The 13,322-nt window shown below is 71.3% G+C and carries 9 protein-coding genes; 8 read left to right on the top strand and 1 reads right to left on the bottom strand.

Translation table 11 applies throughout. The features are described from left to right. Position 1 precedes the first annotated feature (1 nt). The 6 genes from ACFXDJ_RS01920 to ACFXDJ_RS01895 all read left to right on the top strand — a co-directional run bounded on the left by ACFXDJ_RS01920 (position 2) and on the right by ACFXDJ_RS01895 (position 8,920). Complete coding sequence (locus ACFXDJ_RS01920) at positions 2-895, top strand: carbohydrate ABC transporter permease (protein WP_384654228.1); 894 nt, start codon at positions 2-4, stop codon at positions 893-895. After that, the gene (locus tag ACFXDJ_RS01915) at positions 892-1,767 is read left to right on the top strand and encodes a carbohydrate ABC transporter permease (RefSeq protein WP_384654198.1); all 876 of its coding nucleotides are present in this window, start codon (positions 892-894) and stop codon (positions 1,765-1,767) included. The genes ACFXDJ_RS01920 and ACFXDJ_RS01915 overlap by 4 nt, the downstream gene beginning before the upstream one ends. A gap of 47 nt (positions 1,768-1,814) precedes the next feature. Beyond that, complete coding sequence (locus tag ACFXDJ_RS01910; RefSeq protein WP_384654196.1) at positions 1,815-4,868, top strand: alpha-mannosidase; 3,054 nt, start codon at positions 1,815-1,817, stop codon at positions 4,866-4,868. Between the two features lie 234 nt (positions 4,869-5,102). Beyond that, positions 5,103-7,127 (top strand): FAD-dependent oxidoreductase, encoded by a 2,025-nt coding sequence (locus ACFXDJ_RS01905; RefSeq protein ID WP_384654194.1) that lies wholly within the window; start codon positions 5,103-5,105, stop codon positions 7,125-7,127. A 75-nt stretch (positions 7,128-7,202) separates the two neighbouring features. Continuing rightward, positions 7,203-7,616, top strand: a complete 414-nt coding sequence (locus tag ACFXDJ_RS01900) for a PaaI family thioesterase (protein ID WP_384654192.1) — start codon at positions 7,203-7,205, stop codon at positions 7,614-7,616. A 14-nt stretch (positions 7,617-7,630) separates the two neighbouring features. Then, complete coding sequence (locus ACFXDJ_RS01895) at positions 7,631-8,920, top strand: MFS transporter (RefSeq protein WP_384847494.1); 1,290 nt, start codon at positions 7,631-7,633, stop codon at positions 8,918-8,920. 64 nt (positions 8,921-8,984) lie between these two features. On the opposite strand, the gene ACFXDJ_RS01890 is transcribed toward ACFXDJ_RS01895, so the two are convergent. Further along, a complete protein-coding gene (locus ACFXDJ_RS01890; RefSeq protein ID WP_384663677.1) occupies positions 8,985-10,676 on the bottom strand; it encodes an alpha/beta hydrolase in 1,692 nt (563 codons plus the stop codon). A gap of 296 nt (positions 10,677-10,972) precedes the next feature. Between ACFXDJ_RS01890 and ACFXDJ_RS01885 the strand changes: the two genes are divergently transcribed. After that, a complete protein-coding gene (locus tag ACFXDJ_RS01885) occupies positions 10,973-11,710 on the top strand; it encodes a DUF4142 domain-containing protein (RefSeq protein ID WP_384663675.1) in 738 nt (245 codons plus the stop codon). Between the two features lie 45 nt (positions 11,711-11,755). Then, positions 11,756-13,165: a DUF1996 domain-containing protein gene (locus ACFXDJ_RS01880; protein WP_384663673.1), complete on the top strand. Its 1,410-nt coding sequence runs from the start codon at positions 11,756-11,758 to the stop codon at positions 13,163-13,165. The last annotated feature ends 157 nt before the right edge of the window (positions 13,166-13,322 follow it).

Raw genomic sequence — 13,322 nt, 5'->3', positions numbered from 1 at the left:
CATGGAAGCCGAGACCGGACCGCGCCACCGCAAGTGGTGGACCCCGTACCTCTTCCTCGCCCCGGGCCTGGTGATGGTGGCGGTGTTCAGCCTCTGGCCGTTCGTCAACACCGTGATCCTGTCCCTCACCGACGCGCAGATCCTGCGTGGCGGCGGGTTCGTCGGCTTCGACAACTACACCCGCGCGTTCGCCGATCCCGACTTCTGGGTCGCCACCGGCAACAGCGTGCTGTACCTCGTCGTCGTCGTGCCCTGCCTGGTCTTCCTGCCGCTGTCCCTCGCCGTCCTCGTACGGAGAGAGGTCCCCGGGATCGGTTTCTTCCGCTCGGCGTTCTACACCCCGGTCATCGCCTCGGCCGTGGTCGTCGGCCTCATCTGGCAGTGGGTGCTGCGCAGCGACGGCCTGGTCAACACGCTGTTCCGGAAGCTCAGCATCATCTCCGAGCCGATCCCCTTCCTGACCGACAGCGCCATGCTGCTGGTCTCCGCGATGATCGTGACCGTGTGGAAGGGCCTCGGCTACTACATGGTCTTCTACCTGGCGGCCCTCGGGAACGTCTCCACCTCGCTCTACGAGGCCGCGGCCCTCGACGGCGCGGGCCCGGTGCGGCGCTTCTTCAGCATCACCGTCCCCCAGGTGAAGCCGATGATGCTGCTGGTCGGCACCCTTTCCGCCATCTCCGCGCTCCGGGTCTTCACCGAGATCTACATCCTCGGCGGCGAGAGCGGCGGTCCCGGCGGCGGCGCCCGCACGCTGCCCTTCCTCATCCGGCAGGTCGGCCTCGGATTCTCCGGCGAGACGGGTTACGCGGCCGCCATCTCCATCCTGTTGTTCCTCCTGACGCTGGTCTTCAGCCTGCTGGGCCGCCGTCTGTCGAAGGGAGACGAGAGTTGAGCACCCTGTCTTCCCCCGGGAACAAGGCGGGCAAGCGGGTCGGGGCCGACGCCCGGCGGTACTGGACCGGCCTCGCCGGCCGGTACGCCACGCTCCTCCTGATGCTCGTGATCATGCTCGGACCGATCGTCTGGCAGTTCCTGACCTCGATCCGCGGCCGCACCGAGAACGTGTACGACGGGGTGCTGCCCTCGCGGCCCACCCTCGACAACTACTTCCGGGTCGCGGAATCGTTCCCGCTCCTCCAGTACGTCGGCAACACGCTGACGGTGGCCCTCCTCGCCATCACCTCGAACATGCTGTTCGCGGCCATGGGCGGGTACGCCCTCTCCCGGGCGGCCTGGAAGGGCCGCAAGGCCGTCTTCACCGTGCTGGTGGCGACGCTGATGTTCCCCTTCGAGTCCGTGATGATCTCGATGTTCCTCACGGTCCGCGAGATGGGCCTGGTCGACACCCTCATCGGCGTCTGGCTGCCCGGAGCGGTCTCCGTCCTCAACATCATGATCATGCGCTCGGCCTTCCTCGCCGTACCCGACGAGGTCGAGGAGGCCGCGGTCCTCGACGGCGCGAACGAGTGGACCCGCTTCACCCGGGTCTTCCTCCCCGCCGCCAAGGGCGCCCTGGCCGTCGTCTGCATCACCAGCTTCATGGGCGCCTGGGACGACTTCCTCTGGCCCCTGCTGGTCCTGACCAACAGCGACAACTACACCCTCCAGCTCGGCCTGAAGACCCTGGCCGGTGCATCCACAGTCAGTGACCAGCGGATCATCGCGGCCGGCGCGATGGCGGCACTGATCCCGATGATGCTCCTCTTCTTCGCCCTCCAGCGTTTCTTCTTCAAGGGCGTCGGCGAGGGAGCCGTCAAGACCTGAGCCGCACGCCCACAGCCGCCACCACCACCTCTCCTGGAGCAGCCGTCATGCACGACGACCGCAGCATCACCGAACACCGCCTCCGCCGTGTCCTCAAGGAGCGCATCAAACCCGCCGTCCACTCCCGCTCGGTCCCGCTGACCATCGAACGCTGGGAGGCCCCCGGCGAACCGGTGCCGGTGGCCGAAGGCCTGGCGGCCTCGTACGAACCCTGCGCCATCGGCGACCCGTGGGGCCCGGCCTGGGGCACCACCTGGTTCAAGCTCACCGGCACCGTGCCCGCCGACTGGGCCGGGCGCACCGTCGAGGCCGTCCTCGACCTCGGCTTCGACCGGATGATGCCCGGGTTCCAGTGCGAGGGCCTGGTCCACCGCGCCGACGGCGGGGAGATCAAGGCGCTCAACCCGTACAACGACTGGGTGCGCGTCGCCGACTCCGCGGCCGGCGGCGAACGCGTCGAGTGGTACGTCGAGGCCGCGTCCAACCCGGTCCTGGTCGACCACTCGGTCACCTACGAGGGCGACCGCCGGACCAGCGGCGACCAGCCCCTCTACCGGCTCGCCCGGATGGACCTCACCGTCTTCGAGACCGAGGTCTGGGAACTCGTACAGGACCTCGAAGTCCTCTACGACCTGATGACGCAACTCGACGAGGGCAACGCCCGGCGGTACGGGATCCTGCGCGCCATCGGCTCCGCCCTCGACGCGGTGGACCTGGGCGACGTCCTTGGCACGGCCGCCGCCGCCCGCGCCGAACTCGCCGGGGCGCTCGCCGCCCCCGCCAACGCCTCCGCGCACAGGATCAGTGCGATCGGCCACGCCCACATCGACTCCGCGTGGCTGTGGCCGCTGCGGGAGACCGTCCGCAAGGTCTCGCGCACCGCGTCCAACATGCTGGGACTGATGGACGAGCACCCCGAGTTCGTCTTCGCCATGTCGCAGGCGCAGCAGCTCGACTGGATCAAGACCTACCGGCCCGAGCTCTTCGAGCGGGTCAAGAAGAAGATCGCCGACGGGCAGTTCGTTCCGGTCGGCGGCATGTGGGTGGAGTCCGACACCAACATGGTCGGCGGCGAGGCCATGGTCCGTCAGTTCCTCTACGGCAAGAAGTTCTTCCTGGACGAGTTCGGCATCGAGACGAAGAACGTCTGGCTGCCCGACTCCTTCGGCTACACCGCCGCGATGCCGCAGATCGTCAAACTCTCCGGCTCCAAGTGGTTCCTCACCCAGAAGATCTCCTGGTCCCAGGTCAACAAGTTCCCCCACCACACGTTCTGGTGGGAGGGCATCGACGGCACCCGCGTCTTCACGCACTTCCCGCCCGTGGACACGTACAACTCCGACCTCGGCGGCGCCCAGCTGGCGCACGCCGCCCGCAACTACCAGGAGAAGGGCCGTGGTTCACGCTCCCTGGCCCCCTTCGGCTGGGGCGACGGCGGTGGCGGCCCCACGCGCGAGCAGCTGGCCCGCGCCAAGCGCCAGCGGGACCTCGAAGGCTCCCCGCGCGTGGAGATCGAGCGGCCCGACGCGTTCTTCGAGAAGGCGCACGCCGAGTACGAGGACGCGCCCGTCTGGGCCGGCGAGCTCTACCTGGAGCTGCACCGCGGCACCTACACCTCCCAGGCCAAGACCAAGCAGGGCAACAGGCACAGCGAATCACTTCTGCGCGAGGCCGAGTTGTGGGCGTCCACGGCCGCGGTGAGGGTTCCCGGGTACGCGTACCCGTACGAGGACCTGGAGCGGATCTGGAAGACCGTGCTGCTCCACCAGTTCCACGACATCCTCCCCGGCTCCTCCATCGCCTGGGTGCACCGGGAGGCCCGCGAAACCTACGCCGAGGTGCGCGAGGAGCTGCTCGGGATCACCCTGGCGGCGCAGACCGCGCTGGCGGGGCAGGGCGAGGAGGAGCTGGTCTTCAACTGCGCCCCGCACACCCGGCGCGGGATCCCGGCCGGCGGGGCGGGCCGGTCGGCAGCCACCGGGCAGCCGGTCACGATCGAGGAGCGGTCCGGCGGCGGACACGTCCTCGCCAACGGGCGGCTGCGCGTGGAGATCGACGGCCGCGGCCTGATCGTGTCCGCGTACGACCTGGAGGCCGGCCGGGAGTCGGTCGCGCCGGGGGCCGCCGCGAACCTGCTCCAGATCCACCCGGACTTCCCGAACATGTGGGACGCGTGGGACATCGACGAGTTCTACCGCAACAAGGTCACCGACCTGGTGGACGTGGACGCGCTGGAGGCCGCCGAACGGACCTCCGACTCCGCGACCGTGCGGGTCGCCCGTTCGTTCGGCTCCTCTTCGGTCGTCCAGTCGATCACCCTCCGGGCGGGAGCCAAGACGGTGGACATCGTCACGGACGTGGACTGGCACGAGACGGAGAAGTTCCTCAAGGCGGCCTTCCCCCTCGACGTCAAGGCCGAACGCTCCGCCTCCGAAACGCAGTTCGGGCACGTCTACCGGGCCACCCACACCAACACTTCTTGGGAGGCCGCCAAGTTCGAGATCTGCGCCCACCGCTGGATCCACGCCGAGGAGCCGGGCTGGGGCGTCGCCGTCCTCAACGACTCCACCTACGGGCACGACGTGACCCGTGACATCCGCCCCGACGGCGGCCAGACCACCACCGTCCGCCTCTCGCTCCTGCGGGCCCCGCGCTACCCCGACCCGGAGACCGACCAGGGCGCGCACTCCCTGCGCTTCTCGCTCGCCCCGGGCGCGGCCATCGGCGACGCGGTCCGCGAGGGCCACGGGCTGAACCTGCCCGAGCGGGTGCTGACCGGCGCCGCCGGTCCGGTGGCTCCGCTCGTCTCGGTGGACGAGGACGCCGTGGTGGTCGAGTCGGTCAAACTCGCCGAGGACCGCAGCGGCGACGTCATCGTCCGCCTCTACGAATCCCGCGGCGGCCGCGCGCACGCCACCCTGACCGCGGGCTTCCCCCTGGCGGCGGCGGTCGAGAGCGACCTGCTGGAGCGCCCCCTGGAATCCCTGGAACCCCTGGAGGCTCTGGAAGCCACCGCCGTCGGCGCCCCGTCCCCGGACGGGACGACGGCCCTGACCCTGCGCCCGTTCCAGATCGTCACGGTCCGCCTCCACCGCTCCTGACCCGCCCCGCGCTGCGCCCCGGCCCGGCTCTCCGGACCGGGGCGCAGTCGGTCCTTTGCCGTCTCCTCGGTGGTGAGCTCTGCCACAGGTCCCGGCGGGCAGGGCCTCCGGTCCCGGGAACGGCGGGCGGATTGGGCCGCCGGAGCCCCCGGCCTCCTTTTGCACCTAGTTGCAAAATAAGCGCCCGCTCAGCTAGAACAGCCTCATCACCCCCGCGCGAGGAGGCGCCCCCTCATGAGTTCCCAGAGCCGGTACCCGCACCTGCTGAGCCCCCTGGACCTCGGCTTCACCACCCTGCCGAACCGCGTGATCATGGGCTCCATGCACACCGGCCTCGAAGAGCACGAGCGCGGCTTCGAGCGCCTCGCCGCCTTCTACGCCGAGCGCGCCCGCGGCGGAGCCGGCCTGATCGTCACCGGCGGCATAGCCCCGAACGACGCCGGCCGCCCCTTCGAGGGCGGTGCCCGCCTCACCACCGAGGACGAGGCCGCCGAGCACCGGGTGATCACCGAGGCCGTGCACGCCGAGGGCGGCAAGATCGCGATGCAGATCCTGCACTTCGGCCGCTACGCCTACCACAAGGACCTGGTCGCCCCCAGCGCGCTCCAGGCCCCGATCAGCCCCTTCGTCCCGAACGCCCTCACCGACGCCGAAGTCGAGCGCACCGTCGAGGACTTCGTCCGCGCCGCCCGCCTCGCCAAGTTGGCCGGCTACGACGGCGTCGAGATCATGGGCTCCGAGGGCTACCTGGTCAACGAGTTCATCGCCGCCGCCACCAACAAGCGAACCGACCGCTGGGGCGGCGCGTACGAGAACCGGGTCCGCTTCCCCCTGGAGATCGTCCGGCGCACCCGCGCCGCCGTCGGCGAGGACTTCATCCTCATCTACCGGCTCTCCATGCTGGACCTGATCCCCGGCGGCTCCACCCTCGACGAGGTCGTCCACCTCGCCAAGGAGATCGAGGCGGCCGGCGCCACCATCATCAACACCGGCATCGGCTGGCACGAGGCCCGCATCCCCACCATCGCCACCTCCGTCCCGCGCGGCGCCTACACCTGGGTCACCAAGCGGCTGATGGGCGCGGTCTCCGTCCCCCTCGTCACGAGCAACCGCATCAACACCCCGGAGATCGCCGAGGAGTTGCTCGCCGACGGGCGCGCGGACCTGGTCTCGCTGGCCCGCCCCTTCCTCGCCGACGCCGATTTCGTCGCCAAGGCCGCCGCCGGCCGCTCCGAGACCATCAACACCTGCATCGGCTGCAACCAGGCCTGCCTCGACCACACCTTCAGCGGCAAGATCACCAGCTGCCTGGTCAACCCGCGCGCCTGCAACGAGACCGAACTCATCCTCTCCGCGACCCAGTTGAAGAAGCGCGTCGCCGTCGTCGGAGCCGGCCCGGCCGGTCTGGCCTGCGCCGTCTCCGCCGCCGAGCGCGGCCACGCCGTCACCCTCTACGAGGCCTCCGGCCACATCGGCGGCCAGCTCGACATCGCCCGACGCGTCCCGGGCAAGGAGGAGTTCGAGGAGACCATCCGCTACTTCGGCACCCAGCTCGCCGAGCGCGCGGTCGAGGTCAGGCTGAACACCCGCGCCGACGTGGAGACCCTGCGCGGCTACGACGAGGTCGTCGTCGCCACCGGAGTCACCCCGCGCATCCCCGAGATCGAGGGCGTGGACGGCCCCAACGTCGTCAGCTACCTCGACGTCCTGCGCGACGGAGCCCCCGTCGGCGAGCGCGTCGCCGTCCTCGGCGCCGGCGGCATCGGCTTCGACGTGGCCGAGTACCTCACCGACAGCGGCGAAGGCGCCTCCCAGGACCCCGAGGTCTACTTCCGCCACTGGGGCGTGGACACCGCGTACACCGGCCCCGGCGGCCTCACCGCCCCCGCCCGGCCCACCCCGCCGCGCCAGGTCCACCTGCTCCAGCGCAAGACCACCAAGGTCGGCGCGGGCCTCGGCACCACCACCGGCTGGATCCACCGTGCGGAGCTCAAGCACCGCGGGGTCGTCTCGGTCGCGGGGGCCACGTACGACCGCATCGACGCCGAGGGCCTGCACATCACGGTCGACGGCGAGCAGCGCCTCGTACCCGCCGACACGGTGGTCCTCTGCACCGGCCAGGAGCCGCGCCGCGACCTGTACGAGGCCCTGCGCGCGGCCGGAGTCGAGGCGCACCTGATCGGCGGCGCCGACGTGGCCGCCGAACTCGATGCCAAGCGGGCCATCAAGCAGGGCACGGAACTGGCCGCCTCCCTCTGAGGGCCGGCCCCTTTGAGGGCCCGCTCTGAAGGAAAGGGTGTTGTGGCGGCCGGGGAGGGCCGCCACAATCACCGGGTGACGCTGACACCGGCAGACGCGGACAAGATCCTCAACGACAACTTCGCCCCCTGGGTGCTCGCCCTCGGACTCACCGTCCAGGAGACGGGCGACCGGCACGCCGTGCTGCGGCTGCCCTGGTCCGACACCCTCGCCCGGGACGGCGGCGGCCTCTCCGGGCAGGCCCTGATGGCCGCCGCCGACACCGCCACCGTCATCGCGATCTCCGCCGCGCGCGGGGCGTACGGCCCGATGACCACCGTCCAGCAGTCCACCAGCTTCCAGCGGCCGGTGGTCGGCGCCGACGTGCTGATCGACGTACGGATCACCAAACTCGGCAAGCGGATGGCCTTCGCCGACATCACCATGACCCCCGACGGCGCGCCGGAGCCGGCCGCGAAGGCCTCCACCGTCTACGCCCTGCTCGGGTGAGGGCGAGGCCGAGGGTGAGCGGATTACGGGGCAACAACTCCTTCACCGTCTTCTGGCTCGGCCAGGCCCTGTCGGTGATCGGCGGCTCCGTCTCGCTGCTCGCGCTGCCGCTGCTCGTCTTCCAGATCACCGAGTCCGGCTTCCAGATGGGCCTGGTCACCGGCCTCGGCGGAGCCGTCGCCATCGCGGCGGGCACCTTCGCGGGCCATGTGGTGGACCGGGTGGACCGCCGCCGGCTGATGATCGGCTGCGATCTCGCGCGCGCGGTGCTGCTGGGCTCCGTACCGCTCCTGTGGGCGCTCGGCGGCTCGCGGATCTGGCTGCTGTACGGGCTGACCGCGCTGGTCGCCGTACTGAAGACGCTCTTCGACGTGGCGTACGTGACCGCCGTGCCCTCCCTGGTGGACCCCGCCGACCTGGTCACCGCCAACGGGCGGCTGATGGGCACCTTCGCCGTCGGGACCATCGTCGGGCCGGTGGTGGGCGGACTCCTCGTCGCCGGGGTGGGCGCCGACTGGGCGCTGGCCCTGGACGGAGCCACCTTCCTGGTCTCCGCGGCCAGCCTGGTGCGGGTCCGGTTCGCCGTGCGCGGGGCGGTGCCCGTGGAGGAGCCGAAGAGCACGAAGCTGCGCGAGGTGTTCGTCGTCGGGTTCCGCTTCCTGTGGGCGCACGCCCTGCTGCGACCGCTGACCGTCCTGCTCACCCTGCTCACCTTCGTCACCCTCGGCGCCACCGACCTGCTGATCTTCCGGATCACGGTGGAACTCGGGGGCAGCACGGAGACAGTCGGCTACGTGATCGCCGTGAGCGGGATCGGCGTCGTCGCGGCCGCCTCCGCCGCCGGGCCGCTGCGCCGGGCGCTCGGCTTCGGCACGTGCTGGCTGGGCTCGACCGCGCTGATCGGCGTGGCCGTCGTGGTGATGGGGGCCAGCCGCAGCGTGCCGGTGATCGCGGTGGCGGCCGTCCTCTTCATGTTCGGGCTGACCGTGGGCGGCGTCTGCTCCATGACCCTGCGCCAGGAGGTGACCCCCGACCACCTGCTCGGCCGGGTCACCTCCGCGTTCTGGACGGTGCACAACGCCTCGGGGCCGGTGGGGGCCGCGCTGCTCATGTGGCTGGTCGGCCGGCACGGGGTCCCGGCGGTGAGCCTGGCCGCCGGGACGCTGTGCCTGCTGATCGCCGGCTCCGGGCTGCTGACCCCGCTGCGGGGGAGCGGACCGGGGCGGACGCGGGGGTCGGTGGCCGGATCGGGTTCGGGTTCGGGATCGGGGTCGGCGGCGGAGGCGTCCCCGCGCGCGTCCTGAAGCCGCGCGGATCCGGCACGGCGACCGCCGGCGGCACGAGGGCGCCGTCAGCGGCCGCCCGGGCTCAGAAGCGACCCGGCCCACCGGACGGGAACGGCAGCGGCTTCGCGGGCGCCGACCCGGAACCCGATCCGGCCCCGAGTTCCGCCCGGCCCGAAGTGGCCCGGCAGGTCAGGTCCTTGGCCGGGAGCCGGCCCGTCAGGAGGTACTCGCCGACCGGGGCGTTGACGCACGAGGCCGGATCGGCCAGGTAGACGCCGTGGCCCTCGCCACCCAGGGCCAGGATCATCCGCGAGCCCTTCAGCGCCTGGTGCATGCCCCGGCCGCTGGCCAGCGGGGTCTGCGAATCCCACTCGTTCTGCACGGTCAACACCGCGGCCCGCGTCTTCATCGGGGTCGCAGCCTCAAGGGGCCGCTGCCAGAAGGCGCACGGCTTGATGTTCGAGGCGAAGTCCCCGTAGAGCGGGTACGCGGCCTTGTCCCTGACCGCGTCGCGCCGGTACCGCTCGGGATCGCGCGGCCAGTCGGCCGTGTCCCCGCACAGCACGCCGAAGAAGACGGCGGCCCCGTTGTCCGGGGCCGGCTCGGCGGCGGACCTCCCGGCCGTGGCCCCGGTCCAAGCCGTGGCCCCGGTCCCGGCCTTGATCCCGGTCCCGGCCTTGATCCCCGTGCCGTTCCCGGATCCGCCCGCGAGGGCCTTCTTCATGTCGAACGCCGCGGGCCCGCCCGGCTTCCCGTCGGCGGCGTCCTTCAGCGCCACCACCAGCGGAGTGACCTGCGCCGGGTAGAAGAACAGCCCGCGCGCGCGACGGATGTCGTCGCCGCTGATCTTCTGCCCCTGGAAGACGATCGGATCCCGGTCGGCCCTCGCCACCAGCTGCCAGAAGGTCCCGGACACCGCGGCCGGGCTGTCGCCGAGGTGGTACTCGCCCCCGCGCTCCGCCGCCCACCGCGTCCAGCGCGCGAAGGCGGGCTCGGCCTCCGACGCCCAGACCTGGATCATGCCCCGCCAGACCCGGTCCGGGTCGACCCCGCTGTCGAGCACGAAGCGGTCGGTGCGGTTCGGGAACATCTGCGTGTACACCGCGCCGAGGTACGTCCCGTACGAGTACCCCAGGTAGGAGATCTTCCGCTCGCCCAGCACCGTACGGATCGTGTCCATGTCGCGCGCGGTGTTGCGGGTGGTGATGTACGGGAGCACGGACCCGGCCTTCTCCCGGCACTTGTCGGCGACCGTACGGGCCCACGCGACATCGGAGGGGAAGGTCTCGGGCCGGTAGGCCCGGTCGAAGTTCTGCTCGGCGTCGGTCAGTCCGCAGCTCACCGGACTGCTGGCGCCGACCCCGCGCGGATCGAAACCGATCATGTCGTACTGCTCGCGGACCTCCTTGGGCATCGACTCCCCGATTTGCAGGGGGAGATCGAGCCCGCTGCCGCCCGGCCCGCCCGGGTTGAGCAGCATGACCCCGTGCCGCTTCGCGGGGGTCTCGCTCCTGACCCGGGATATGGCCAGGTCGAGCATCTTCCCCCGGGGCCGCTGGTAGTCGAGCGGCACCTTGATGGTGGCGCACTCGTACGAGGCCGGCTGATCGGGGCTGCACTGGTGCCACGCGGGCTTCTGCCGGAGGTATTCGCCGACAACGGAAGTCTCGTCGGCAAGGGGAGCGGCGGATGCCCGGGCGGCGGCCATCAGGGGCACGGAACCCGCGAGGAGTCCGGCGGCGGCCAGTAAGGATGCCAGTCGTTTCTTTCGCACGAAGAGCCTTTCCCTTCAAGGAGGTTGGTCCCACGGCCCACCCTCCTGCACCCGTCGCCCGTCCGAATCATCCCGAGGTGCCACACTCCATGGGCCTCACGAACGAGCTGATATCCGGACAACTGGCCGACACGCGGGCTCCGCTGGACCGGTCGGCCCCATAGCAGCCCTTCGGGGCGTTGCCCGGATGTTTGTCCATTCGTGATGGGGCTTCGAAAGGGGTGCCTCAAGGGGCGCTAGCGTCCCGGGAACCAGGGGGCCGAGACCGCTCCCGGTCCGCGCAGCAAGGAGGCACAGTGCCGTCTATCCGCCGGTCGGCCGTCGGCAGCATGTCCGTCGCTTCGCGACACGTGATGGGCACGGGCATCGTCATCGGCGCCCTGGCCCTCACCCTGATCGCGCTGTTGATCCCGGTGCGGAGCTTCGGCGGCAGGACCGCCGAGGCCGCGGCGGCTCCCGTCGCCGCCCCCGACGACGACGGCGCCGGAATCACGAGCACGGCCTTCGGTCCGCTCACCCCCCAGGACCGAGACTTCGTCCGCAAGGTCCGGCTCGCCGGGCTGTGGGAGCTACCCGCGGGGCGCCAGGCCCAACAGCGCGGCACGAGCCCAGGGGTGCGCATGGCCGGGGAACACCTCGTGGAGGGGCACACCGAGCTGGACCGGCGGGTCCGGGAGGTCGGCCAGGCGCTCGGCCTCGATCTGCCCGACCGTCCGTCCGACCAGCAGCAGGCCTGGCTCGACCAGTTGAACCGCGCGCAGGGGTCCGCGTACGAGCGGCTGTTCGTCCAGCTGCTGCGCCGGGCCCACGGCAAGGTGTTCACGCTCGTCGCCCAAGTGCGGGCACAGACGCGGAACTCCATGGTCCGTGAGCTGGCCACGGACGCCAACACCACGGTCCTGGACCACATCTCGGTCCTGGAGGCCAGTGGGCTGGTCGACTTCGACGGCCTCGCCGACGCCGTGCCCGCCGCCCCCAGCCCCACCTCCGCCCCCGCTCCGGCCTCCTCCGCCGACTCCCGTTCGAGGAAGTGAAGTGATCGCATGAGTCCAATGAACAGGATGAGCCGAATGAACCGCATGAACCGAATGAACGGAGCGGGCCGCACCGGGCACAAACGCCGCCTGCGGCCGTCGTACAAGGCGCTCGCCCTGGTCTCCGCCCTCGCCCTGGGCGGCGGCGGGGTGGTGATCGCCGCCCAAGGCGCCTCCGCCGGCCAGGACTCGGCGCGCACGGCGCCGGTCACGGCCACCATCGACTGCCCCGACGTGGGCGAGAAGCTGAGCGAGGTGCCCGATCAGGCCCGGTCCGAGGTGGACCGGGAGCTCGCGGGGCTCGACACCCAGATCGCCGACGCCTACCAGCGGCTCGCCACCGGCAAGGCGCAGGGCGACGCGCTGCTGGGGGAGTTGAAGGGCAAGCGGGACGCGACGATCGGCCGGATGTCCGACGCCATCGGACGGACCACCGCCCGCCCCGACGGGCTGGCGGAACTGAGCGCCTGCGCGATGCGGGAGGCGCCGACCGGGACCGACGGCGAGGCTCTGGACGGTACGAGCACGCTCGCGGGTCCGGCCGCCCGCTCGGGCGCGGGCGCCGCCGCGAAGGGCGGTCCGGCGCGCGGCGACTTCGTCGCCATCGGGTCGGTGAAGCCGAACGTGCGCGCCCCGAAGCCCAAGTCCACGGCTTCCACGGGGTCGTTCGCGGTCCAGTGCGGCCGCAACGAGAACCGGCACCTCAACCCGGACAACGTGATCGTCGCCCCCGGGGTGAGCAACGGCGCCCACCACATGCACGATTACGTCGGCAACAAGACCACCGACGCCTTCTCCACGAACAACAGCCTGGCCGCTTCAGGGACCACGTGCACCAACGGCGACCAGTCCACGTACTACTGGCCCGTGCTACGGCTGCGCGACGGCAAGGCGGAACAGGACGCGGGTGCCCCCGGCGGCGGTCAGGACGCCAATGTGGGCACGATCCTGCAGCCGAAGCAGGTGACGATCGAGTTCAAGGGGAGTCCCGTCTCCCGCGTCACCGCCATGCCCCGGTTCCTGCGGATCATCACGGGTGACGCGAAGGCGTTCACCAACGGCCCGGCCAACGCCAACGCCTCGTGGAGCTGCACCGGCTTCGAGGACCGGCAGCTGAAGGACAAGTACCCGATCTGCCCCAAGGGCACCGACGTGGTGCGCACGTTCGCCTTCCAGAGCTGCTGGGACGGCAAGAACACCGACAGCGCCAACCACCGCACCCACGTGGCCTTCGCGGGCCGTGACGGCTCCTGTGGATCCGGCTTCAAGGCGGTCCCGCAGCTGGTGCAGCGCATCGTCTACGCGGTGCCCCCGGGCACGCGCTTCGCGGTGGACAGCTTCCCCGAGCAGCTGCACAAGCCGGTGACCGACCACGGGGACTTCATCAACGTGATGCCGGACGCACTGATGGCGAACGCGGTGCGCTGCATCAACGGCGGGAGCGCCTGCCGCTGAAGCTCCCGGGGCGGCGGCCTTCCCCCAGGCCCCCGGCCGCCCCGGGAAAGGTGGCGGGGGCGCCCCCCCCGCCGGCCGGCAAGGCGGTCAGTCGACCGCGGGGACGACGACGGCGGAGTTGAACCCGCCGACGCCGCGGGCGAGCACCAGGGCGGTA

The sequence above is a fragment of the Streptomyces sp. NPDC059443 genome, from assembly GCF_042750105.1.
Taxonomy (GTDB): domain Bacteria; phylum Actinomycetota; class Actinomycetes; order Streptomycetales; family Streptomycetaceae; genus Streptomyces.
Note: the sequence above shows the minus strand (reverse complement) of the source record. Positions and strands in the feature narration are given on the sequence as shown.